At 70.5% G+C, this 23,198-nt stretch carries 24 protein-coding genes and 4 tRNA genes; 17 read left to right on the top strand and 11 right to left on the bottom strand.

The features are described from left to right. The first annotated feature begins 175 nt into the window (after window positions 1-175). The 3 genes from BLV05_RS00170 to BLV05_RS00160 all read left to right on the top strand — a co-directional run bounded on the left by BLV05_RS00170 (window position 176) and on the right by BLV05_RS00160 (window position 3,483). Complete coding sequence (locus tag BLV05_RS00170) at window positions 176-2,359, top strand: carbon starvation CstA family protein (RefSeq protein WP_046768223.1); 2,184 nt, start codon at window positions 176-178, stop codon at window positions 2,357-2,359. After that, on the top strand, window positions 2,356-2,559 hold the full coding sequence (locus tag BLV05_RS00165) for a YbdD/YjiX family protein (RefSeq protein ID WP_046768222.1): 204 nt from the start codon (window positions 2,356-2,358) through the stop codon (window positions 2,557-2,559). Before BLV05_RS00170 ends, BLV05_RS00165 begins: the two co-directional genes overlap by 4 nt. Before the next feature lie 75 nt (window positions 2,560-2,634). Further along, window positions 2,635-3,483, top strand: coding sequence for a M48 family metalloprotease (locus tag BLV05_RS00160; RefSeq protein WP_046768368.1), 849 nt, complete (start codon window positions 2,635-2,637; stop codon window positions 3,481-3,483). A gap of 462 nt (window positions 3,484-3,945) precedes the next feature. On the opposite strand, the gene BLV05_RS00155 is transcribed toward BLV05_RS00160, so the two are convergent. Together BLV05_RS00155 and BLV05_RS00150 are read right to left on the bottom strand one after the other, a co-directional pair. Further along, window positions 3,946-6,198 (bottom strand): esterase-like activity of phytase family protein, encoded by a 2,253-nt coding sequence (locus BLV05_RS00155; RefSeq protein WP_046768221.1) that lies wholly within the window; start codon window positions 6,196-6,198, stop codon window positions 3,946-3,948. Window positions 6,199-6,288: 90 nt separating this feature from the next. Then, window positions 6,289-6,783 (bottom strand): YajQ family cyclic di-GMP-binding protein, encoded by a 495-nt coding sequence (locus tag BLV05_RS00150; protein ID WP_046768220.1) that lies wholly within the window; start codon window positions 6,781-6,783, stop codon window positions 6,289-6,291. Between the two features lie 99 nt (window positions 6,784-6,882). On the opposite strand from BLV05_RS00150, the gene BLV05_RS00145 reads away from it, so the two are divergent. The 7 genes from BLV05_RS00145 (at window position 6,883) to BLV05_RS00115 (ending at window position 9,561) form a co-directional block, all read left to right on the top strand. Further along, window positions 6,883-6,964 (top strand) — tRNA-Tyr (locus BLV05_RS00145). Between the two features lie 79 nt (window positions 6,965-7,043). Beyond that, window positions 7,044-7,116: transfer RNA gene (locus tag BLV05_RS00140), tRNA-Thr, on the top strand. A gap of 41 nt (window positions 7,117-7,157) precedes the next feature. Beyond that, window positions 7,158-7,231: transfer RNA gene (locus tag BLV05_RS00135), tRNA-Met, on the top strand. A 141-nt stretch (window positions 7,232-7,372) separates the two neighbouring features. Continuing rightward, complete coding sequence (gene rpmG / locus BLV05_RS00130; RefSeq protein ID WP_221441588.1) at window positions 7,373-7,504, top strand: 50S ribosomal protein L33; 132 nt, start codon at window positions 7,373-7,375, stop codon at window positions 7,502-7,504. 71 nt (window positions 7,505-7,575) lie between these two features. Then, complete coding sequence (locus BLV05_RS00125; RefSeq protein ID WP_046768219.1) at window positions 7,576-8,037, top strand: FAS1-like dehydratase domain-containing protein; 462 nt, start codon at window positions 7,576-7,578, stop codon at window positions 8,035-8,037. After that, window positions 8,030-8,476 carry a MaoC family dehydratase gene (locus BLV05_RS00120; RefSeq protein ID WP_046768218.1) on the top strand — a complete coding sequence of 149 codons (447 nt, stop codon included), beginning with the start codon at window positions 8,030-8,032 and terminating at the stop codon, window positions 8,474-8,476. Before BLV05_RS00125 ends, BLV05_RS00120 begins: the two co-directional genes overlap by 8 nt. Window positions 8,477-8,493: 17 nt before the next feature. After that, window positions 8,494-9,561 (top strand): UDP-N-acetylmuramate dehydrogenase, encoded by a 1,068-nt coding sequence (locus BLV05_RS00115; RefSeq protein ID WP_046768367.1) that lies wholly within the window; start codon window positions 8,494-8,496, stop codon window positions 9,559-9,561. Between the two features lie 57 nt (window positions 9,562-9,618). Here BLV05_RS00115 and BLV05_RS00110 read toward each other — a convergent pair whose 3' ends face one another. Genes BLV05_RS00110 through BLV05_RS00100 form a run of 3 tightly spaced genes read right to left on the bottom strand, consistent with a single transcriptional unit; the run spans window position 9,619 to window position 12,008 of the window. Further along, a complete protein-coding gene (locus tag BLV05_RS00110) occupies window positions 9,619-10,131 on the bottom strand; it encodes a GNAT family N-acetyltransferase (RefSeq protein WP_046768217.1) in 513 nt (170 codons plus the stop codon). Between the two features lie 9 nt (window positions 10,132-10,140). Then, complete coding sequence (locus BLV05_RS00105) at window positions 10,141-10,572, bottom strand: nitroreductase/quinone reductase family protein (protein ID WP_046768216.1); 432 nt, start codon at window positions 10,570-10,572, stop codon at window positions 10,141-10,143. Continuing rightward, entirely contained in the window at window positions 10,569-12,008 is a 1,440-nt protein-coding gene (locus BLV05_RS00100; protein WP_046768215.1) for an MFS transporter, read from the bottom strand. The genes BLV05_RS00105 and BLV05_RS00100 overlap by 4 nt, the downstream gene beginning before the upstream one ends. Window positions 12,009-12,089: 81 nt before the next feature. Here BLV05_RS00100 and BLV05_RS00095 point away from each other — a divergent pair, with 81 nt between their 5' ends. Both BLV05_RS00095 and BLV05_RS00090 read left to right on the top strand, forming a co-directional pair. Then, the gene (locus BLV05_RS00095; protein ID WP_046768214.1) at window positions 12,090-12,524 is read left to right on the top strand and encodes a winged helix-turn-helix transcriptional regulator; all 435 of its coding nucleotides are present in this window, start codon (window positions 12,090-12,092) and stop codon (window positions 12,522-12,524) included. 190 nt (window positions 12,525-12,714) lie between these two features. Then, complete coding sequence (locus tag BLV05_RS00090) at window positions 12,715-13,509, top strand: PIG-L family deacetylase (protein ID WP_046768213.1); 795 nt, start codon at window positions 12,715-12,717, stop codon at window positions 13,507-13,509. Between the two features lie 180 nt (window positions 13,510-13,689). Here the strand turns inward: BLV05_RS00090 and BLV05_RS00085 are convergent, their stop codons facing one another. From BLV05_RS00085 to BLV05_RS00060, 6 genes are all read right to left on the bottom strand, one after another. Continuing rightward, window positions 13,690-15,096 carry an IS1380 family transposase gene (locus BLV05_RS00085; RefSeq protein ID WP_172860593.1) on the bottom strand — a complete coding sequence of 469 codons (1,407 nt, stop codon included), beginning with the start codon at window positions 15,094-15,096 and terminating at the stop codon, window positions 13,690-13,692. A gap of 229 nt (window positions 15,097-15,325) precedes the next feature. Further along, complete coding sequence (locus BLV05_RS00080; protein WP_157524380.1) at window positions 15,326-16,183, bottom strand: IS5 family transposase; 858 nt, start codon at window positions 16,181-16,183, stop codon at window positions 15,326-15,328. A 576-nt stretch (window positions 16,184-16,759) separates the two neighbouring features. Further along, window positions 16,760-17,785: an adenosine deaminase gene (locus BLV05_RS00075; protein WP_046772601.1), complete on the bottom strand. Its 1,026-nt coding sequence runs from the start codon at window positions 17,783-17,785 to the stop codon at window positions 16,760-16,762. A gap of 10 nt (window positions 17,786-17,795) precedes the next feature. Then, entirely contained in the window at window positions 17,796-19,022 is a 1,227-nt protein-coding gene (locus tag BLV05_RS00070) for a pyridoxal phosphate-dependent aminotransferase (protein WP_046772602.1), read from the bottom strand. Window positions 19,023-19,126: 104 nt separating this feature from the next. Further along, a complete protein-coding gene (locus BLV05_RS00065; protein WP_046772603.1) occupies window positions 19,127-19,753 on the bottom strand; it encodes a hypothetical protein in 627 nt (208 codons plus the stop codon). A 47-nt stretch (window positions 19,754-19,800) separates the two neighbouring features. Beyond that, on the bottom strand, window positions 19,801-20,268 hold the full coding sequence (locus BLV05_RS00060; RefSeq protein ID WP_046772604.1) for a hypothetical protein: 468 nt from the start codon (window positions 20,266-20,268) through the stop codon (window positions 19,801-19,803). A gap of 303 nt (window positions 20,269-20,571) precedes the next feature. Between BLV05_RS00060 and BLV05_RS00055 the strand changes: the two genes are divergently transcribed. The 5 genes from BLV05_RS00055 to rplA all read left to right on the top strand — a co-directional run bounded on the left by BLV05_RS00055 (window position 20,572) and on the right by rplA (window position 23,030). After that, window positions 20,572-20,644 (top strand) — tRNA-Trp (locus BLV05_RS00055). 78 nt (window positions 20,645-20,722) lie between these two features. Further along, window positions 20,723-20,971, top strand: a complete 249-nt coding sequence (gene secE, locus BLV05_RS38065) for a preprotein translocase subunit SecE (RefSeq protein WP_046772605.1) — start codon at window positions 20,723-20,725, stop codon at window positions 20,969-20,971. A gap of 44 nt (window positions 20,972-21,015) precedes the next feature. After that, window positions 21,016-21,738: a transcription termination/antitermination protein NusG gene (gene nusG / locus BLV05_RS00045; protein ID WP_046772649.1), complete on the top strand. Its 723-nt coding sequence runs from the start codon at window positions 21,016-21,018 to the stop codon at window positions 21,736-21,738. Window positions 21,739-21,802: 64 nt separating this feature from the next. Continuing rightward, entirely contained in the window at window positions 21,803-22,234 is a 432-nt protein-coding gene (gene rplK / locus BLV05_RS00040) for a 50S ribosomal protein L11 (RefSeq protein ID WP_046772606.1), read from the top strand. A gap of 85 nt (window positions 22,235-22,319) precedes the next feature. Then, window positions 22,320-23,030, top strand: coding sequence for a 50S ribosomal protein L1 (gene rplA, locus BLV05_RS00035; protein ID WP_046772607.1), 711 nt, complete (start codon window positions 22,320-22,322; stop codon window positions 23,028-23,030). Window positions 23,031-23,198: the final 168 nt, after the last annotated feature.

The following is a 23,198-nucleotide window of genomic DNA, read 5'->3' as shown; positions in this document are numbered from 1 at the left end:
TCCGGGGTGTCCCGGCTCGAATCCCGACCATCCATGCTACGGCGACTTTCCACAGGATCCGTCCCAGCGTCCGAAGCGTGAGAGATGACACGTCCGTGACGTCTCTCGACCGATAGGACATCTACGCGTAATCTCTACGGTCACCACGCCCGTATGGATCAGTTCGGAGGTCGTCATGGTCGACACCGTCCGCACCGAGCCCGCACCGCCCCGGAGGCGTCCTCCGCTCAGATCGATCGTGATCTGGACGCTGGTCGCCGTCGTGGGCGCGATCGCGTGGGGCGTCGTCGCGCTCACGCGCGACGAGGAGATCTCGGCGCTGTGGCTGCTGGCAGCGGCGCTGGGCTCGTACGCCATCGCCTATCGGTTCTACGCCCGGTTCATCGTCCGCCGGGTGCTCAAGGTCGACGACACCCGGGCGACGCCGGCCGAGACGCTGCGCAACGACACCGACTTCCAGCCGACCGACCGGCGGGTGCTGTTCGGGCACCACTTCGCCGCGATCGCCGGCGCCGGGCCGCTGGTCGGGCCTGTGCTCGCGGCGCAGATGGGCTACCTCCCCGGCACCCTGTGGATCATCGTAGGGGTCATTTTCGCCGGGGCCGTCCAGGACATGGTCGTCCTGTTCTTCTCGATGCGGCGCAACGGCAAGAGCCTGGGCCAGATGGCGCGCGAGGAGATCGGCGTCGTCGGCGGGGTCGCGGCACTGATCGGCGTGTTCACCATCATGATCATCCTGCTGGCCGTGCTGGCGCTGGTGGTCGTGAACGCGCTGGCGCACTCGGCGTGGGGCACCTTCTCGATCGCCATGACCATCCCGATCGCGCTGTTCATGGGCTTCTACCTGCGCTCGCTGCGGCCGGGCCGGGTGATCGAGACCAGCCTCATCGGCGTCGGCCTGCTGCTGCTGGCGATCATCGGCGGCGGCTGGGTCCAGGACTCCAGCTGGGCCGACACGTTCACGCTGTCGCCCGAGGCGCTGGTGTGGGCGTTGATCATCTACGGCTTCGTCGCCTCGGTGCTGCCGGTGTGGATGCTGCTGGCGCCGCGCGACTACCTGTCGACGTTCATGAAGATCGGGACGATCATCCTGCTGGCCGTCGGGCTGCTGCTGGCCCGGCCGATGCTGCAGAACGAGGCGATCACCGACTTCGCCTCCAGCGGCGACGGCCCGGTGTTCGCCGGCTCGCTGTTCCCGTTCGTCTTCATCACGATCGCCTGCGGCGCGCTCTCCGGCTTCCACGCGCTGATCGCCTCCGGCACGACGCCGAAGCTGATCGAGAAGGAGTCGCAGGTCCGGATGATCGGCTACGGCGGCATGCTGATGGAGTCGTTCGTCGCCATCAGCGCCCTGATCGCCGCGTCGGTCATCGACCCCGGCCTCTACTACGCGATGAACGCGCCGGCCGGTTTCCTCGGCGACTCACTGGAGTCGGCGTCACAAGCGGTCGCCAGTCTCGGGTTCTCGATCACGCCGGACCAGCTGGCCGCCGCGGCCGCGTCCGTCGAGGAGTCGACGCTGGTGGCCCGGACCGGCGGCGCGCCAACGCTCGCCGTCGGGATGTCACAGATCTTCTCCGACGGGTTCGGCGCCGGCGGGCAGGCGTTCTGGTACCACTTCGCGATCATGTTCGAGGCGCTGTTCATCCTGACGACGGTCGACGCCGGCACCCGGGTCGGGCGGTTCATGCTGCAGGACACCCTCGGCAACGTCTGGAAGCCGATGCGCGACGTGTCGTGGAAGCCGGGCCTCTACCTGACCAGCGCGGTCGTCGTCGCGGCGTGGGGGTACTTCCTGTACGCCGGCGTCACCGATCCGCTCGGCGGCATCAACCAGCTGTTCCCGCTCTTCGGCATCGCGAACCAGCTGCTCGCGGCCATCGCGCTGACCGTCGCGACGACCATCCTCATCAAGAGCGGACGGCTGAAGTGGGCCTGGGTGACCGGCATCCCGCTGCTCTGGGACGCCGCGGTCACGCTGACGGCGAGCTGGCAGAAGGTGTTCTCCGACGACCCCACGCTCGGGTTCTTCGCTCAGCGCGACCGGTTCTCCGACGCGCTGGACAACGGCGAGGTGCTGCCACCGGCGCAGTCGCTGGACGACATGGAGCAGGTGGTGACGAACTCGACCGTCGACGGCGTGCTGGCGGCGTTCTTCGCGCTGCTGGTGGTGATCATCATCGCCGACGCGACCCGGGTCTGTATCAAGGCTCTGCGCAACCCGTCCACCGTCGCCAGCACCGAGGCGCCGTACGTGCGCTCGACGCTGGTCGCGCCGTCCGGGCTGATCCCGACCCGGGCCGAACGCGAGCTGATGGCGGCGGCGTCCACGCGCGGCGATCGGGACGGCGACGGATGAGCGCCGTGCTGAGCGCGGTCGGACGCGCCGCTACGGGGGTGTGGTGGTACTTGCGCGAGGTCAGCGGCGAGACGGCCTACGATCGTTATGTCGAGCACTGTCGCCGGCACGATGCTGCGGAGCGGGTGCTGTCGAGACGCGACTTCGAGCGTCGCCGGCAGGACGACCGCGACCGGTCGCCGCAGCAACGCTGCTGTTGAACGAGGTGGAACCCCGCAGGTCCACCGCGCGTTGATCCGCAGGGCGCCGTGCTCGTCGCGACGGGCGCCCGAGAGGTGGACGTGCAACGCAATCGTGTGAAGGCCGTGGTGCTGCTGGCCGGGCTGTCGGCCCTGGGGCTGCTGGCCGGTTCGTGGTTCGGCCCGACCGGCCTGGTCGTGGCCGCGGTCGTCGTCGTGGGGCTGAACTGCTACGTCGTGCTGCGCTCCGACGCGATCGCGCTGCGGGCCATGCGGGCCTACCCGGTCAGCGAGGCCGAGCAGCCGGTGCTGCACCGGGTCGTGCGCCAGCTGACGACGCCCGCGCGGGTGCCGATGCCGCGCCTCTACGTCAGCCCGACCCGCGCGGTGAACGCGTTCGCGACCGGCCGCGACCCCGCACATGCCGCCGTCTGCTGCACCGAGGGGATCCTCGAGCTGCTCGACGAGCGCGAGCTGCGCGCCGTCATCGGGCACGAGCTCGCCCACATCCGCCGCGGCGACACCGTCGTCTCGTCATTGGCGGGCGCGGTGGCCAGCGTCGTCATGGTCGCCGCCGGCCTGCGCGTCTTCGGCGGCCGCGACGGCGGTCAGTCCGGCCCGGTGGGGCGGGCGCTGCTGGCGGTGCTCGGGCCGCTCGCCGCCGCCGTGGTGCGCGCGTCCGTCACCCCGGCTCGCGAGTACGGGGCCGACGCCGAGGCCAGCCGCATCACCGGCGACCCGCTCGGCCTGGCCGCGGCGCTGCGCAAGCTCGACGCCAGCACGCGGCGCCTGGTGTTGCCGCCTGAGCGCGACATCGTCGCCACCAGCCACCTGATGATCGCCAGCCCGCTGCAGCAGACCGGCATCGCCAAGCTCTTCGCGTCGCACCCGCCGATGGCCGAACGGGTCGCCCGGCTGGAGCAGCGGGCCGGCTACCGCCGCTGACGACGATCTGGTGACCTCCAGGCCATTTTGTCTCTCGATCCACGCCTGCGACACGGGATACCGGCACCTGGGCGCCAGCGAGGACCTGCTGCTGTGTGGCCGACGCGGTCGGCTGGTGGCGGCGTCCTGGGTGCGGCGGGCAGTTTGCTGGTGCTACTGCGCCAGTGATCCACCCGCCATCGGCTGCCTGGTGTGAAGGGCGAGTTGCTGCTGCTCTGGCCGTAGCAACTCGCCCTCGGCGCTGGCGAGACCGGTCTCGGCCTACAGCGTGGCGATCTGGCCCTAGACAGCGCGATGCCCCGCTCACCGACCGTCCGGACGACTGCGGGGCTCACTTCCTCGGGCTACTGCCCTTGGCACCCATCATCGTACGTTGGCGGGGCGAGGCTTGCCAAGGCAGAACGACGGCGCCCGGCCCGTGCGGGGTGCACGGACCGGGCGCCGGCGAGCAGCGAAGGGCGGTCAGTCCTCGAACTCCTCCACGGCGGCATCGCCGCGGTCGGGGTTGTCGGTGAAGAAGCCGTCCATGCCGGCCTCCAGGAACACCTGGATCTCGCCCTCGATGTCACCGATCCCGTTCGGGTCGGCGGACGAGCGGAACTCCGCGGGCAGGAACTGGTTCTCGCGGCGGAACGTCCAGCCGTGCACCTCCAGGCCGGCCCGGTGCGCGTTGCGGATCACCGGGGTCGGCTGGCCGAGGGTGCCGTCGGCGTTGCGCGGGATCATGACGTTCTTCTCCAGGCCGACGCCGTCGGCGTAGCGGGCGATCGCGCGCAGTCCGGACGCCGTCGCGAGGTCGGCGTAGGTGCGCGGGTCGCCGGCCGCGACGAGGTCGTACGGCGCGCCGCTGGAGCTGATCAGCTGGGCGATCCGCACGTCGGTCATGCGGTCCATCTGCTTGAGGTTGCCGGTCTCGAACGACTGCAGGATGACCGGCGCGTTCCGGTGGTTCAGCCCGTTCGCCTTCAGCTGCGCGACCAGCGGCTCCTCCAGCGACAGCCCGATGCCGTCGAAGTAGGTCGGGTGCTTCGTCTCCGGGTAGACGCCGACCGGCTGGCCGTCGCAGGTGCGGGAGTTACGGGCGAGGTCGAGCACCTCGTCCAGCGTCGGGATCTGGTAGAGCCCGTCGAACGCGGTGTTGGCCGGACGGGTCGCGGGGATCCGCTCCTTCGCCCGCAGCGTGCGCAGCTCGGCCAGGGTGAAGTCCTCGGTGAACCAGCCGGTGACGCTGACGCCGTCGATCACCTTGGTCGTGCGCCGGTTGACGAACTCGGGTCGGGTCGCGACGTCCGTGGTGCCGCCGATCTCGTTCTCGTGCCGGGCGACGAGGATGCCGTCCTTCGTCGAGACGAGGTCAGGCTCGATGTAGTCGGCACACTGCAGGATCGCGGTCTCGTACGCGGCCAGTGTGTGCTCCGGCCGGTAGCCCGACGCGCCGCGGTGCCCGACGACGGTGACGCCGTCGTCCGTGGGCCGGGCCCGGCGCAGGTCGACGATGGCCATCTCGGTGTCGTCCGGGGTGCCGGTGACGCGCGCGTCGTTGCCCGGGTAGTTGTTGTCGTTGCCGATCAGCATGCGGCCGTCCTTCAGCCGCAGCACGGTCTCGAACGACTGGACCGGCAGCGCGAACGTCTCGCCCAGGCCGTAGCCCTCGCCGGCGTCGATGCCCAGCGGGTTGTCGATGCTCAGCGCGTCCAGGATCAGCGACTTGCTGACGTAGCCGTCGCGGTCGCGGCGGTTCAGGTCGATCTCGTAGATGCGCTTGACGACGGACTGGTCGCCCTCGAAGTCGTCGCGCTCGATGATCCAGAACTTGCCGCGGCTGACGGTGAACGCGTCACCGATGACGTTGGCCTCCTGGTGCGTCTGGTAGCTCCAGGTGCGGCCGGTGTAGCGGTCGCGGCGGGTGTCGAACTCGTGGATCTCGCGGCGGCGCTGGTCGGGGTCGTTCGTGTAGGCGCCCTCGACGATCGGGTAGAGGTACCGGCCGTCGGGCGAGGCCGCCATCGCCTCGAACCCGCGGCTGGACCGCACCAGCGGCGTCTCGCCCGGCTGCAGGTACGGGCTCTGCGGCGACTTCAGCCCGTCGGGCAGCGGGAACGGTGCCTCCAGCAGCGTGCCGTCGGCGGCGAAGTGCAGGATGAACGGGCCGAACTCCTCGCCCACCCAGAACGTGCCGTCCTTGGCCCGCACGACCGACTCGATGTCGAAGTCGGCGCCGGTGAGCAGCCGGTCAGACGTCGACTCGTTGACGATCGGGAAGTCCAGCATGCCGTTGCGGTCGTTGTACGAGATGAACCGCTCGACCTCGATCTCGCCCGAGCCGCCGTCACCGGTGTTCCAGTCGGGCCGCACCAGGTAGTTGCGCAGCAGGAAGTCGGCCGAGTTGGTCTTCGCGCCGAACCCGTTGTCGGGCTGCGCCCAGAACGTCCCGTCGCCGTTGTCGACCATGGCCGAGAAGCCCGGGATGACCTGGCCGTCCCACGGGCCCTGCCGCCCGTTCGCCGGCGTCGCCAGGGCGCCCGACGGGGGCCCCTCCGCCAGGTAGTCGGCCGACAGCGTGGCCCGGCCCTCGAGCACCGGATGCGTGACGGACCCGTGGCCGCGCGAGGACGACCCGTGGTCCTGGGGGTCTTCTCCGGCGGCCGCGGCTGCCGGGAGCAGCAGGGTCGCGGCGACGGCGGCCGCGACGGAACGCGCGAGTGGAGTTCTCATCAGCCGATCACAACGGCGTCCTGCGACGACGATGCGACGTCGTCGTGAACGCAGCCCGGCGCACGGCCGAAGTCCCCGCGAACACGGTCGTCAGCGGTAGTTGATGAACTGGACGGCGAAGTCGAAGTCCTGTTCGCGCAGCAGCGCCATGACCGCCTGCAGGTCGTTCTTGCTCTTCGACGAGACGCGCACCTCGTCGCCCTGGACCTGCGTGCGCACGCCCTTGGGCGCGTCGTCGCGGATGGCCTTGGTGATCTTCTTCGCCTGGTCCTGGTCGAGGCCGTCCTGCAGCGTCGCGTTGATCTTGTAGACGGTGCCGGACGCGCGCGGCTCGCCGGCGTCGAGCGCCTTGAGCGAGACCTTGCGCTTCACCAGCTTGTCCTTGAAGACGTCGAGCACGGCGTTGACGCGATCCTCGGCGGAGGCCTCCATCTCGATGCCCAGCTCGCCCAGCCAGCGGATCGAGGCGCCGGTGCCACGGAAGTCGAAACGCTGGGAGATCTCCTTCGACGCCTGGTTCAGCGCGTTGTCCACCTCCTGCCGGTCGACCTTGCTCACCACGTCGAACGACGACTCGCTAGCCACGCTGGCTCCCTCGTGATCTCTCGGGCCCGAACCGATTGTCCGGCGCCCTCCGCACTGATGTATTCTCTCATCCGGTCCCGGCCACTGGCCGGGAACCGCGGCAGGTTGCCCGAGCGGCCAAAGGGAGCTGACTGTAAATCAGCCGGCACAGCCTACGCAGGTTCGAATCCTGCACCTGCCACGCCTCTCGAGGTCACCCAGCACAGCCGACGGCCGATTTCGCACCACGGCCCGACGTTGTGTAACCTCATCTGGCGCACGCCCCAATAGCTCAGTCGGCAGAGCGTCTCCATGGTAAGGAGAAGGTCTACGGTTCGATTCCGTATTGGGGCTCTGGTGAGGCTGCGCCGTTTGCGCGGCGCCGACTCCCCTTCGGCGGGGTAGCTCAGGTGGTTAGAGCAAACGGCTCATAATCGTTGTGTCGCGGGTTCGAATCCCGCCCCCGCTACACACCAGCCCGGCGGCCGGCTCGCTCGATTGGGTGAGACGTGACCACGTCGGGTACCCTTGCACGGTTCCGACGATCCAGACGTCCCCGAAAGAGGCACCCGTGGCCGCCAAGAGCGCTGACATCCGCCCGAAGATCACCATGGCCTGCACGGAGTGCAAGGAGCGGAACTACATCACCAAGAAGAACCGGCGCAACGACCCCGACCGGCTCGACTTGAAGAAGTTCTGCCCGCGCTGCCGCACGCACACCGTCCACCGCGAGACCCGCTGACGCGTTCGCGCACAGGCTCGTGGCCAGGGTCTCCCGTCGGAGCCCGGCCCTGGTGACGGTAACGTCAGCGCATGCCCATTGATCCCTCGGTCGTCGGACGGGTCTACCCTCCCCAGATCTATGAAGTGAGCCGGGAGAAGATCCGCGAGTTCGCGGAGGCGATCGGCGACGCGAACCCGGCGTACGTCGACACCGCTGCGGCGCGCGACTACGGGCACGGCGACGTCGTCGCGCCGCCCACCTTCGTGATGATCATCGTGATGAACGGTTTCGACCTGCTGATGAAGGACCTGGGCATCGAGTTCGCCCGGGTCGTGCACGTCGACCAGCGCTTCACCTACTCGCGGCCGCTGCCGGTCGGCAGCCACGTCGAGGCGACCACCCGGCTCGACGGCGTCCGCGCCGTCGCCGGCAACGACCTGCTGAAGATCCGCACCGAGGTCCGGGGCGACGACGGCTCGGAGATCTGCCTCTCCGAGGCCACCCTGCTGGTGCGGCCCGAGGATTTCGACGGGGGAGACGCCAGTGACTGAGCGGGTGACCGAGCAGCTGGCCGTCGGCGACGTCGTCGCCGATCAGACGTATTGGGTCACTCGCGAGAACCTGGTCCGGTACGCCGGTGCCTCTGGCGACTTCAACCCGATCCACTGGAACGAGCGTGTGGCCATGTCCGTCGGGCTGCCCGGGGTCATCGCGCACGGCATGCTCACCATGGGGCTGGCCGGCCGCCTGCTCACCGACTGGCTGGGCGACCCCGCCGCGGTGGTCGAGTACGGCGTCCGCTTCGCCCGCCCGGTGGTCGTCCCCGACGACGACATCGGCGTGGCCGTGCGGGTCGCCGCCGTCGTCACCGACGTCCGCGACGACGGCCTGGTGGCGCTCGAGCTGACCGTCAAGGTCGACGAGCAGAAGGTGCTCACGCAGGCCCGGGCGCTGTGCCGGCTGCCGGCCGACCGCCCGTCGGTGCCGTGACCACGGAGGCCGGGACGATGCGCGAGCGGACCGACGCCTCCCTCGCCGGCCTGACGACGCTGCGGCTGGGCGGCCCGGCCAAGCGCGTCGTCGAAGCCACCACCGAGGGCGACCTGATCGGCCTGGTCCGCGACTGCGACGAGCGCGGCGAGCCGGTGCTGCTGGTCGGCGGCGGCTCCAACCTGGTCGTCGGCGACGCCGGTTTCGACGGGACCGTGGTGCTGGTCGGCACCCGCGGCATCGACATCGACGCGAGCGCCTCCTGCGACAGCGACGCGCTCGCTGCCTGCGGTGGCGTGTTGCTGACGGCGGCCGCCGGCGAGCCGTGGGACGACCTCGTCGCCTACACCGTCGCGAACGAGTGGCCCGGCCTCGAGGCGCTGTCCGGCATCCCCGGCCTGGTCGGCGCCACCCCGATGCAGAACGTCGGCGCCTACGGCCAGGAGGTCGCGCAGACGCTGTGGACGGTGCGCACCTACGACCGTCAGGACCGCCGCGTCCGCACCTTCGCCAACGCCGACTGCCGCTTCGCCTACCGTGACAGCCGGTTCAAGGGGTCCGAGCGCTACGTCGTGCTCACCGTCAGCTACCAGCTGCGCGAGGGGGACCTCGGCCGGCCGGTCGCCTACGCGGAGCTGGCCCGCCGGCTCGGCATCGCCGCCGGCGAGCGGGCGCCGCTGGCCGACGTCCGTGCCGCCGTGCTGGCGCTGCGGGCCGGCAAGGGGATGGTGCTCGACGCCGCCGACCACGACACCTGGAGCGCGGGCTCGTTCTTCACCAACCCGGTCCTCACCGATGCGCAGGCCGCGGCGCTGCCCGACGCCGCGCCCCGGTTCCCGGCCGCCGACGGCCTGGTCAAGTCCAGCGCGGCCTGGCTGATCGAGCACGCCGGCTTCGGCCGCGGCTACACCGGCGGCCGCGCCGACGTCTCGCTATCGACCAAGCACACGCTGGCCCTGACCAACCGCGGCGAGGCCAGCACCGCCGACCTGCTCGCCCTGGCCCGCGAGGTGCGCGACGGCGTGCGCGCCGCGTTCGGCATCGAGCTGGCGCCCGAGCCCACGCTGGTCGGCTGCGAGCTCTAGGGCGTGTCTCCCAAGTCTCGACGTCGCGCAGTAGGCCATGGACTTGGGAGACACGCCCTAGTCCTTGCCCAGTGTCAGCGTGTAGAGGTTCCGGACCTCGCCGTCGACCGGCCCCTGCTTCCAGTACGTGAAGCCGAGCTTGCGGCAGACCTGCTGGGACGCGATGTTCTCCGGGTCGATGATCGCCAGCAGCTCGCCGACGTACGTCTCGCGGGCCTTGGCCAGCAGCGCCAGGCTCGCCTCGGTCGCGTACCCGAGCCCTCTGACGTCCGGAACCAGCCGGTAGCCCCACTCCAGCCAGTCGCGGCCCTCGACCTCGATGTGGTCGACGCCGGTGTAGCCGATGACGCGCCCGGAGGCCCGCTCGACCACCGGCTGCTTGCCGAACGGGATCGTCCGGCAGACGTCGGTCATGTGGTCGAAGCGGGCCTGCGCCTGCTCCTCGGTGAGGGTCTCCGGGTAGAACACCATGAAGTCGTGGTCGCTGAAGAGCTGGACGAACCGGGCTCGGTCGGCCTCTTCGGGCGGGCGCACGATGAGCCGCTCGGTCGTCACGACGTCCCCGGTCACCCGTTCATCCTAGGTGCGCTCGAGCACCACCACCGGGATCGTGCGAGGGCTGCGCGCCGCGTACTCGTGGAAGACCGGCGCCAGGCCGGTCATCAGGTCCCACAGCCGCTGCCGCTCGGCGCCCTCCGCCGCCCGGGCCGTCGCGGCGAACCGTTCGCCCTTGACCTGCACCTCGACGGAGGGGTTCGCGACCAGGTTCCGGTACCACGACGGGTGGCTCGCGGTGATGACCGAGCCTGACGCCACCAGGACGTACCGGTCGCCGTCGGTGCCGAAGAACAGGCCGGTGCGGTACCGGCGCCCGCTGGTCCGGCCGGTCACCGTCAGCACCAGGTTCGGCACCCCGCCCTCCAGGTAGCCGTCGCGGCCGTCGGTCGCGAGGTAGCGGCGCACGTGCTCCGCGACCGACCGGTCCGGGCTGTCCGTCACGCCGGCGCTCACGCGGAGACCTCCGCGGCGATGAGCTCGGCCGGCTCCGTGGGTGCGGCCGTGCGCGTCCGCCGTCGCAGCCCTGACCCGGTGACGAGGACGCCGATCACCGCGGCGGCCAGCGGGACCAGCAGCGCCGTCCGGAACGTGTCCAGCCCGGCGCCCTCCGTGCCGCTGCCCGCGACGACGACCGCGGACACGACGGCCAGTCCGAGCGCCGAGCCGAACTGGAACGACGTCGTCAGCACGCCGCTGGCCAGCCCCTGCTCCTCCTCGGCGACGCCGTCCGTGGCGGCGATCGTCAGCGGGCCGTAGGCCAGCGCGAACGCCGTGCTGAGGACCAGGAACGACGGCAGCATCGCGGCGTAGGTCCAGTCCGCGCCGACCCGCAGGAACAGCGCGTACGCCACGACGGCCAGCGCCAGGCCGGCCACGACCACCGTCGCGTTCCCGAACCGGCGCACCAGCACCGGCGTCAGCGTCGGCGCCAGGATCGCGTCCAGCCCGAGGATCATCAGCGCCAGCCCGGTCTGCGTCTCCGACCAGCCGCGGAACTCCTGCAGGTAGAGCACGGCGATGAACTGGAAGCCGACGAACCCGCCGACCAGCAGCATCGCGCCCAGGTTGGCCCGAACGAGCGGCGCGGACCGGAGCAGGCCGAGCCGCAGCAGCGGCGTACGCGACCGGCGCTCGATCGTCACGAACAGCGCCAGCAGCGCCAGCCCCGTGGCCGCCGTCAACACCGTCGACCCGGCGCCCACCTCGGGCAGCATGACGACGGTGTAGACGAGCAGCAGCATCGCCACGGTGAGGCTGAGCGTGCCGCCGACGTCGTAGCCACCGCTCGTCCGCGCCGCCGGGGTGTCGTGCGGGACCAGCCGCAGCGCAACCACCAGGATGGCCGCGGCCATCAGCACCGGCGCGAAGAACACCCAGCGCCAATCGATCGACGTCAGCAGCCCGCCGGTGACCATGCCGAGCGAGAAGCCGCCGGCCGCGATGCCCGCGTAGATGAGCAGCGCCCGGTTCCGCTGCGGCCCTTCGGCGAACGTCGTCGTGATGATGGACAGGCCGGCCGGCGTCATGAACGCGGCCGCGACGCCGGTGGCGAACCGCGCGACGATCAGCATCCAGCCGTCGGTGGCCAGGCCGCCGAGGCCGGAGAAGAGCAGGAAGACGGTCAGCCAGAGCACGAACATCCGGCGCCGCCCCAGCAGGTCGGCGGCGCGCCCGCCGAGCAGCACGAACCCGCCGTAGCCGAGCACGTAGGCGCTGACCACCCACTGCAGGGATGACGTGGACATGCCGAGGTCGGCGCGGATCGAGGGCAGCGCGACGCCCATCATCGAGATGTCGATGCCTTCGAGGAAGATCGCGCTGCTCAGTACGAGCAGGATGGCCCAGCCGCGTGCGGTGAGCCGGTCTGGCTGTGCCGATGGAGTTGGCACGGAAGAGCTCCTTCACGGTTATCGAACCGACAGTCAGTTCCCTCTTGTAACTAATCGCATCATCCGGCACTATGGATGACTATGGAAGAAGGCACTTCGAAGTCACCCGGTCACTCCCAGGGAACCGACGGCTGCCAGCAGTGGGACCCGCGCGAAGACTGCGACGTCCGGCAGATCCTCGACCGCATCGCGGACAAGTGGTCGCTACTCGTCATCGCGCTGCTCGAGGGCCGCAGCCTGCGCTTCACCGAACTGCGCCGGCGCATCGACGGCATCAGCCAGCGCATGCTGACGGTCACCCTGCGCCAGCTCGAGCGCGACGGCCTGGTGCTGCGCACCGTCTACCCCGTCGTGCCGCCGCGGGTCGACTACGAGCTGACGCCGCTCGGCGCCACGCTGCACGTCACCATCGAGGCACTGGTCCGGTGGACCGAGGACCACCAGCGGGAGATCGCCGCCGCGCGCGACTCCTACGACCGGCGCGCCGAGGCCGCGGCTGAACTCGTCGACGCCTGAGCGCCCAAACGGGGTGCACGAGCGCGCGCTGATGTGGCAGACTCTGCGCTCGTGATCGCCATGCCGACCCGTACCGCCGTCCCGGCGGTCCTCGGCATGCCCTGCTGTTGTCGCTGTCGCTGAACCTCACCCGCGACCCGACCATCCCCGGGCCCGGCGGCAGCCGGCCCCGTCACCACAGCAGGCAGGAATGTTCACGAACCTCTCGTCCCTCAGCGGGCGCACCGTCCTCGTCCTCCACGCTCATCCCGACGACGAAGCGATCTTCACCGGCGTGACGATGCGCCGGCTGGCCGACGCCGGCGCGCGGGTCGTGCTGGTCACGGCCACGCTCGGCGAGCTCGGCGAGGTGCACGTGCCGCTCGCCCCCGGCGAGACGATGGCGCAGCGCCGGGTCGCCGAACTGGAGAGCGCGGCGGCGTTGCTGGGCGTGCAGCGACTGGTGCTGCTCGGCGCCCGCGACTCCGGACTGCCCGGCGCCGCCGACAACGTCCACCCCGATGCCCTCGCCGCGGCCGACCCCGGGCGCGTCGCCCGCCGCGTCGCCGCCCTGATCGAGGAGGAGTCCGCCGAGGCCCTCGTCCACGACGACGGGCGCGGCATCTACGGGCACCCGGACCACCTGGCGGCGCACCGCATCGGCGCCGCGGCCGCGCGGCTCACCGGCGTCGCGGCCTACCAGTCCACCGTCGACCGCGACCACCTGCACGACCGCGTCACCCGGTCGCACCTCATCCACGCCGCCGCCGAGGCGACCGGGCTGCCCTTCGGCGTCCCCTCCGCCGACGTCGCCCTGCGCATCAGCGGCTCGGCCGCCGAGGTGAACGTCAAGCGGGCCGCCATCGCCGTGCACGCCAGCCAGGTCAGCCCCGAGTCGCTCGGCCACGCCGGCTTCGACGAGGCGTACGGGTACGAGTGGTACCAGCGCTCCGGCGGCCCCGCCATCCTCGACGAGCTGGTCGCCCCGGCCGCCGTTCCTGCCTGAGGTTGGCCGTCCCCCTGCTGCCCATTTTCTTAGCCTCGATCCGTGGAAGGGCTATCGGGTGATCTTCGCTCCTGACTGTTGATCTTGATCGGGGTCGTGGGCAGGGCTGGTCGGCTGGTCTGCCCAGCTCTTCCACGTGTCGGTGTCCGGTCGGGGCCCGGTGCGGGCGGTGGTCGACGGTCAGGCCGCCGCGGCGGGTGGCCCGGTGGCGAGCACGTGGTTCCAGAGGCGGGTCCACTGCTGGGCCCAGGGCCAGTGCGTGGGCAGGTGCAACACGCGGCGGCGTTGCGGGCGGGCCAGCCGGGCGGGCACGGTGACGATCTGTCGGCGCAGTGTCGCGCCGCGCGCGACGGCATGCCGCGGACTGGTCAGGGTGCCGGCGGCGCGGAGCAGGTTGTGGGTCATCGCGGCGCAGGTCGCCCAGGCGGCGTTCGCGGCGAACCGGCCAGACGGCAGGTGGGCCAGCGGCCCGTCGATGAGGTCGGCGAACACGGTCTCGATGATCGCGTGCGCGCGGTGGGTGATGTCCGCGTCGGCGGTCGGTTCGGTGTTGTCGGTGAAGAACGGGTGGTGCCGCCAGACCGGGAACAGTTCATCGGTCTTGGCGCGGTCGCGGACCCGGCGCACGATCAGCCGGGCGGTGACCTGGTGCTTCTTGGCCTTGGAGCCGAACGCGGTGAACGGTACTTCGGCGACGTGGGCGTCGGAGATCAACTGCCCGGTGTCCGGGTCGACGACCGCGCCGGGGTAGTGCACCGGTGTCCACGCGTCGGCGGGGATGGTCGCGATCGCCCTGCTCACCGCACGGTTCTTGGTCAGCGCCACGGAGAACCGGGCCCCCGCCCTCACGCAGGCGCCGACGACGACGCTGTTGCCGTAGGCCGAATCACCGCGGACCAGGATCTCACCCGCCGCGCCGGCGGCGCGGGCGGTCCGGATCGCCTCGGCGACCATCGTCGCCGCGCCCTTCCCGGAACCGGCCCGCCCGGCCCGTAGCCGGATCCCGGCCACCACCGGCGCACCGTGCTCGGTACTGATGCTGGTGGCCAGCGGCGACAGGCCCTTGCGGAGCACCTGCCGCCCGGCGATCTTGGTGTGCCCGAAGCTGGCGCCCTGCTTGGCGTGCCCGTAGACCGGGCGCAGCAGCGAATCGATGTCGACGAACGCCCGAGTCCCGATCCCGGGCAACAGCCCCGTCGTCGTGACGAGGCCGACCAGATGCGCCCGCGCGACCGAGGCCAACTGCAGGGCATGGCCATGGGTGAACTCCCGCAGGAACTGCCCCAGCGTGGCCGGCGCATACACGCCGCCGAACAACCGGCCCATCCCGCCGGAACGGACCACGTCCAGATCGTCGATGCAGTCCGCGCCGGCAGCCATCCCCGCCACGATCGAGGTGATCTTGCCCGCCGGGTTCACGCCGGCCGACTTCACCCTCACCGAGCCGACCGCGACCTTGGACGAGATCAGCTCGGACAGGCCAGCCTGCTCGGCCAAGGCCATCACCGGCACCAGCCCCGCGCACGACACGAGATTCTCGTCATCGAACCTCGGCATCGCCTTCGACCAGACGTGAGATAGTCGCACCGAGAGTGCCTTCCGCAGCAGTGGCGATCAGGACCTAGACAATCCAGATCCTCCCTGCACAGAAGGCACTTTCTTCGTCACCACACCGAACGACCAGCCAGCCAGTCCACGGATCGAGGCTTAGCCGGGGACGCGCGCCTCAAGTCCGCGGCCTTTGACTGTTTGCTGTTCGCTGTGGTGGGGGCCTTGGACTTGACCCGCGCGTCCCCGGTCTAAGAGGGCGTCTGGTCTAGATCTGTGGGGGTGCGCCTGAGTTGGCTGGTTCGTCGCGCCAGGTTTGGATGGTTTCGCCGGTGATCCGGCGGCTCATGTTGTCGATCATCGCCCAGTGGATCATGGTGCGGGAACGTTCTGGGAGCGTCTCGTAATCTCGGACTAATCGACGATGCAGCATCAGCCAGCCGAAGGTGCGCTCCACGGGCCAGCGCAGAGTCGGGTGGAAGCCCTTCAGCCCGGGGTCTTTCTGGACGACCTGAACGTCGATACCGCGATCGACACCACGCTGGGCGACGCTGGCGCGGTAGCCGCGGTCCACCCAAGCCTTGGACACGCCCGCGTGGCGATCGGCGAGGCGATCAACCAGGTCACGCCCACCTGCGGTGTCGTGCACGCTGGCCGCGGTGATCAACACCACCAGCAGCAGCCCCAGCGTGTCGGTGGCGATATGCCGCTTGCGTCCCTTGATCTTCTTGCCCGCATCGATGCCCTGATCGGACTCGGCCACATTCGACGACGTCTTCACCGACTGCGCGTCCAGGATCGCCGCGCTGGGCTCACTGGCCCGCCCGGCCGCTGCGCGCGCCGTGCCGCGCAGCAGGTCATGGATCTTCTCCGTCGTCCCGTCCTTCTCCCACTTGGCGTAGTAGTCATAGACGGTCTTGAACGGCGGGAAATCGTGCGGCAAGTACTCCCAGGCGATGCCGGTCCGGTTCACGTACAAGATCGCGTTGACGATCTCTCGCAGGTCATGGACGGGCTCACTGATCCCCAGCCCGCGCCGGGCCGCACGCCACCCGGACATGACCGGCTCGATCAGCGCCCACCGGGCATCGGACAGATCGCTACGGTACGGCGCCCTGGACATCACAACGACGAGCCCTACCACACCACCCGCCCAAGAACGAGGACCCGAACACCAGCCAACCTCACAACCAGAACATCAACGGATCAGACGCCCTCTAAGAACTGGCAACTATCAGGGGGACGGGGGGAGTGTGGCGACGGTCCTCACTCGCGTGGGGAGTACCTCACTCGCGTGAGGACCGGATAGCGGCCGGTTCGGCGCCCGGGTGTGGTGTTGTGGCGGGTGAGGTGCCTCGGTGGCGGGTGAGGTCTCACCGTCGTGCTGGTGAAACGGGCGGATACTCGAATTTCCGGCGCGTACTGCCCGGATCTGGCCCGCACTCGCCGGAATTCGGGTATCGGCCGGTTTATTGAGCATCTGGCGGCCGGGACGACGGTGACCTAGATCGAGGTGTGCCCGGTTCTTCCCCGTCCCCCTGATAGCTGCCAGTTCTTAGGCCGCGTGCGCGCGGGTCAAGCGGTCATCGACGGCGCGAAGCGCCCCATAGTCCGCTTGAGGCGCGGGTGCGCGGCTAAGACAATGGGCAGCAGGGGGACGCCTAACTCGGCAACCCCCCGGCCAACGCTGCGAGCGAGGACCTCAGGACGTCAGCCAGGCGTCGACGCCTTCGAGGAGGACTTTGCGGACGTCGGACGGGGCGGCGGAGCCCTCGATGGAGCCGCGGGCCAGCGCGGCCAGCTCCGCGTCGGAGAAGCCGTGCACGTGCCGGGCGGTCTCGTACTGGTCCAGCAGCCGCGACCCGAACAGCAGCGGGTCGTCGGCGCCCAGGGCGATGCGCGCCCCCGCGTCGGCCAGCGCGCGCAGTGGCACGTCCTCGGGCGTCGCGTAGACGCCGAGGCTGACGTTGGAGGCTGGGCAGACCTCCAGGGTGATCTGCAACTCGACGACCCGCCGGACCAGCGCGGGGTCCTCGGCCGAGCGGATACCGTGCCCCAGCCGGTCGGCGTGGAGGTCGTCGAGGCAGGCGCGGGCGCTGTCGGGGCCGCGCAGCTCGCCGCCGTGGGGGACGGAGAGCAGGTCGGCGCGGCCGGCTATGGTGAAGGCCGGCGCGAACTCGGCGATGACGCCGCGGCGCTCGTCGTTGGAGAGCCCGAACCCGACGACGCCGCGGCCTGCGTACTGCACGGCCAGCCGGGCCAGCGTGCGGGCGTCGAGCGGATGCCGGGTCCGGTTCGCCGCGATGACCACGGCGATCCCCACCCCCGTCGTCGCCGACGCGGACCGCGCGGCGTCGAGGACGAGGTCGGTGAAGGCCGTGATGCCGCCGAAGCGGCCGCCGTAGCCGGACGGGTCGACCTGGATCTCCAGCCAGCCCGAGCCCTCGGCCGCCTCGTCCTCCGCCGCCTCGGCCACCAGGCGGCGCACGTCGGACTCCGTCCGCAGCACCGACCGGGCGAGGTCGTACAGCCGCTGGAACCGGAACCAGCCCTTCTCGTCGGCCGCCGACAGCAGCGGCGGCCAGTCCTCGCGCAGCGAGTCGGGCAGCCGCACGCCGTGCTCGTCGGCCAGCTCGAGCAGCGTCGAGTGCCGCATCGAGCCGGTGAAGTGCAGGTGCAGATGCGCCTTGGGCAGGGCCCGCAGGTCGCGAGGAGCTGGTCCGGTCACCGCCGCGAGCTCAGCCGAGCAGCCGCTGGATCCGCCCGACGCCCTCGGCGAGGTCGTCGTCGCCCAGGGCGTACGACAGCCGCAGGTAGCCGCTAGGCCCGAACGCCTCGCCCGGCACCACCGCGACCTCGACCTCCTCGAGGATCAGCTCGGCGAGCTCGGCGCTGGTCTTCGGCGTGCGCCCGGCGATGGTCCGGCCGAGCACGTCCTTCACTGACGGGTAGACGTAGAACGCGCCCTCGGGCTCGGGGCAGTAGACGCCGTCGATGTCGTTGAGCATCGACACGATGGTGCGGCGCCGGCGGTCGAACGCCTCGCGCATGCGCGCGACGGCGGACAGGTCGCCCGAGACGGCGGCCAGCGCGGCCCGCTGCGCGACGTTGGAGACGTTGGACGTGGCGTGCGACTGCAGGTTGCCCGCGGCCTTGACGACGTCCTTCGGGGCGATCATCCAGCCGACCCGCCAGCCGGTCATCGCGTACGTCTTGGCGACGCCGTTGACGACGACGCAGGTGTCGGCCAGCTCGGGCACCTCGACGACGATGGACGAGAACGTGGCGCCGCCGTAGACGAGGTGCTCGTAGATCTCGTCGGTGACGACCCACAGGCCGTGCTCGTGCGCCCACCGGCCGATCTCGCGGACCGCCTCGGGGGAGTACACCGCGCCGGTCGGGTTCGACGGCGACACGAACAGCAGCACCTTCGTGCGCGGCGTGCGGGCGGCCTCGAGCTGCTCGACGCTGACGCGGTAGCCCGTGGTCTCGTCGGCCAGCACCTCGACGGGGACGCCGCCGGCCAGCGCGATCGACTCGGGATAGGTGGTCCAGTACGGCGTCGGCATGAGGACCTCGTCGCCCGGGTCCAGCAGCGCCGCGAAGGCCTCGTAGACGGCCTGCTTGCCGCCGTTGGTGATGAGCACCTGGGCCGGCTCGACCTGGTAGCCGGAGTCGCGCGCCGTCTTCGCCGCGACGGCCTGCTTCAGCTCAGGCAGGCCGCCGGCCGGGGTATAGCGGTGGTTGCGGGGGTCGCGGCAGGCCTCGACGGCCGCCTCGACGATGTAGTCGGGGGTCGGGAAATCGGGCTCGCCGGCCCCGAAGCCGATGACCGGGCGCCCCGCCGCCTTCAGCGCCTTCGCCTTCGCATCGACCGCGAGCGTGGCCGACTCGGCGATGGCGGCGATGCGGGCAGAGACGCGGGGGCGGGCGCCGGCGGGCGCAGGCGAGGTCATGCCGTCCATCCTGGCATCACCTCGCCGCGCCGCGCCAAGTGGTTCTCTGATCTCCCTCATACGACCTCGGCCATGCTCATCCGACGCCAAGGGGTTGCGCGGATTGGACGACGTCAGCGCCGCTTGCCGCTGACGGCGGCGTAGTAGGCGCTGGACTCCGGCCGGTACAGCAGATACAGGATGTACGCCGCCAGCGCGATGGTCACCACGTTGATGATGATGTTGAGGCCGCCGCCACCGCTCAGCGAGAACAGCGTGAACAGGATGTTCAGACCACCGAGCACGGTGGCGACCACGCGAGCCCACGACCGGCCGGCCTTGTTGGCGTAGGCCATCCACAGCCAGAGCGCCGCGCCGAGGATGCCGACGACGACACCCACCCCGACGATGAGGTTGGTGGCGGCGTCGACGTCGTCGGCGCTGAGGCTGCTGTCGTTGTCCTCGATCGCGTCGCGGATGGAGTCGCGGGCCAGCAGCGTGAACAGCAGGCCGAGCACCGACAACGCCGCGCCGACGTACATGAGGATGACGGCGCGCCGGATGGACGCCGGCGGCTCGGACGGCGGAGCAGGGTCGCCCCAGGCCGAGGCACCCCCGCCGGCCGGCCCGCTCCACGCCGGCGGGCCACTGGGCGGCGTGGACGCCCACGGCTGCTCAGGCGGCCGGTTCTCGCCCGACTGCGCGTACGGGTTCTCGTCCTCGCCCGGACCGGATCCCGGCGGCGGGGTGGTGCCACTCATGGTCGATTCTCCATCGTCTCGACGGGGTGCCTGTCAAGCACCGCACACTAGCTGGTCGGAGGGTGTGTACGCAGGAACCATCGCCGGGAATCGGGCCGGTACAGCAGCCAGACCACCGCGGCCGCGACCACCGCGATGAGAACGCTCACCACGTTGTAGAGGTCCAGCCGCGGCTCGAGCGCGAGCGCGCCCACGACGGAGGCGAGGTACAGGACGGCGAAGATCGTCGCGGACCACCGGGCCCGCCGGCTGCCGCGGCCGCAGTAGCGGGCCACCAGCAGCCAGATCACCGCGACGACGAAGAGGAACGCGACGTACGAGCCGCGCGCGGACGTGCCGGACGAGGTGTCGAGGGCGTCGTCGTAGGCGTCGGGGTCGATGACCCGCAGCAGGCCGAGCAGCGCCGTCAGCGCGGCGCCGGCGTACATGAGCCGGACGGCGAGGACGACGTCGCGGGGCGGCCGCAGCTCCTCGGCGCTGCCGGCGCTCGTGGGCGGGTCCGCCGTGCCGCTCATACCGATGCTCCGTCCCGGTCGCGGGCCCACTGGTCATCGAGACTGGCGTCAGACCTCGCGGTCGGCCGCCATCGCCTCCGACAGTAGAGATCCGCGACCGGCGGCGCCAGCGATCACCAGTCCCGGAGGGGAACGGACCGCCGGCCGCTCGCGTTATGACGTCTGTGGTGGTGACGAGCGCTCTCCGCAGCGAGTTCGACCGGGACACCCCTCACCCCGTACACTCTCACTCTTGGGTGGTCGTCGGACCCCCAGCCGAAGCGTGCCCGCACGTCGATGGCTGGGACTACTACGTCCGCTCGAAGGGCAGTAGCTCAATTGGTAGAGCACCGGTCTCCAAAACCGGCGGTTGGGGGTTCAAGTCCCTCCTGCCCTGCGAGGTCGCCACACCCAGCGGCCTGATCGACGACGAAGTCCGGTCCCGGGCGACGTTCCAGAGTCAGCGAGGTAGCACGTGACGGAGACCAGCGGCAGGACCGCTACACCCGAGCGTCCGCGTTCGCCCCGGCGCCGCGGGCCGTTCGCCCGACTCTCGCTCTGGACCCGCCAGGTCGTGGCCGAGCTGCGGAAGGTCGTCTACCCGACCCGCAAGCAGCTGCTGACGTACACGGCGGTCGTGCTCGTCTTCGTGACGATCATGATCACTGTCGTCTCGCTGCTCGATCTGGGGCTGGGCTGGGCGATGTTCGAGATCTTCGGCTGATCGATCCCGTGGTCAGCCGCATCCAGGAGGAAGAAGCGCACACAGTGTCCGAGCACGAGTCGACCATCGAGGACGTCGAGACCGAGGAGTCGCCCGAGGGCGAGCCCGGTCCGGCTGAGGCTGCCACCGAGGCGGAGTCCGCCGCAGACGAGGCCGCCGACAGCGTCGAGTCCGAAGAGTCCGACCCGCTGGCGGAGTTCCGCCGGGTGCTGCGCGCCAAGCCGGGCGAGTGGTTCGTCGTCCAGACCTACTCCGGCATGGAGAACAGGGTCCGGGCCAACCTGGAGAACCGCATCGGCAGCCTCAACATGGAGGACTTCATCTTCGAGATCGAGGTCCCCACCGAAGAGGTGGCCGAGATCAAGAACGGCCAGCGCCGCCTGGTGAAGCGCAACCGCTTCCCCGGCTACGTGCTGGTGCGCATGGACATGACCGACGAGTCGTGGTCCGCGGTCCGCAACACCCCGGCCGTCACCGGATTCGTCGGCCACGCGCACCAGCCGATCCCGCTGGGTCTCGACGAGGTCGAGCGCTGGCTCGCTCCGCAGGTGGCCGAGCAGGCCAAGCCGGCGGAGGAGAAGAAGCAGGTCGAGGTCGTAGACTTCGAGGTCGGTGACTCCGTCATGGTCGTCGACGGGCCGTTCGCCACTCTGCACGCGACCATCAACGAGATCAACGCCGACTCCCAGAAGATCAAGGGACTGGTCGAGATCTTCGGCCGCGAGACCCCCGTCGAGCTCTCGTTCAACCAGATCCAGAAGCTCTGACGGCCCCGCGCGCGCCATCCGGTGCGCATGGGACAGCATCACCATCACGACAAGGACCCGAGGAATGCCAGCGAAGAAGAAGGTCGCAGGCCTGATCAAGCTCCAGATCCAGGCCGGCCAGGCGACGCCCGCACCGCCGGTCGGCCCGGCGTTGGGCCAGCACGGCGTCAACATCATGGAGTTCTGCAAGGCGTACAACGCGGCCACCGAGTCGCAGCGCGGCAACGTGATCCCGGTGGAGATCACGGTCTACGAGGACCGTTCCTTCACCTTCGTCACGAAGACCCCGCCGGCCGCCAAGCTGATCCTCAAGGCCGCCGGCGTCGAGAAGGGCTCGGGCGAGCCGCAGAAGACCAAGGTCGCGTCGATCAGCCGCGAGCAGTTGCGGGCCATCGCCGAGCAGAAGATGCCCGACCTCAACGCCAACGACATCGAGGCCGCCCAGAAGATCATCGCGGGCACCGCCCGGCAGATGGGCGTCACGGTCACCGACTGAACCGCCGGCCGGGCAGCCCGGCCGGCCAGTGGGAGGGTCCCAGCGCTGGGCCCGCACCACGACTCCAGGAACACGAGGAGATGACATGAAGCGCAGCAAGTCCTACCGCGCCGCGGCCGAGAAGATCGACCGCGACCACCTGTACCACCCCGCCGAGGCCGTCAAGCTGGCCCGCGAGACCTCCAGCACCAAGTACGACGCGACCGTCGAGGTCGCTCTGCGGCTGGGCGTCGACCCCCGCAAGGCCGACCAGATGGTCCGCGGCACCGTCAACCTCCCGCACGGCACCGGCAAGACCGCCCGGGTCCTGGTCTTCGCCGTCGGCCCGAAGGCCGAGGAGGCCAAGGCGGCGGGCGCCGACATCGTCGGCAGCGACGAGCTGGTCGAAGAGGTCCAGAAGGGCCGCCTCGACTTCGACGCCGTCGTCGCGACGCCCGACCTCATGGGCAAGGTCGGCCGGCTGGGCCGGGTGCTCGGCCCGCGCGGCCTGATGCCGAACCCGAAGACCGGCACCGTCACCATGGACGTCGAGAAGGCCGTCTCCGAGATCAAGGGCGGCAAGATCGAGTTCCGGGTCGACCGGCACGCGAACCTGCACTTCATCATCGGCAAGACGTCGTTCAGCGAGCAGGCGCTCGCCGAGAACTACGCCGCCGCGCTCGACGAGGTCAACCGGCTCAAGCCGTCGGCCTCGAAGGGCCGCTACATCCGCAAGGCGACGCTGACCACCACCATGGGCCCGAGCATCCCGCTCGACCCCTCGAAGGTGCGTGCGGCGGAGACCACCGACGCATGAGCTCGCTCCGGTGAGCCGTTGCTGACGGCTCACCGCCCGCCGACCGCCGCGACCCATTCAGTTGGCTCGCGGCGGTCGTGTTCTGCTGCCCAGGTCGGGTTATGCAAAACCGACGAGGCTCTAGGTGACCGAAGGTCCCCCCGATCGGTCCAGGGCGAATGTCGACTG

The sequence above is a fragment of the Jiangella alkaliphila genome (genome assembly GCF_900105925.1).
GTDB lineage: Bacteria > Actinomycetota > Actinomycetes > Jiangellales > Jiangellaceae > Jiangella > Jiangella alkaliphila.
Note: the sequence above shows the minus strand (reverse complement) of the source record. Positions and strands in the feature narration are given on the sequence as shown.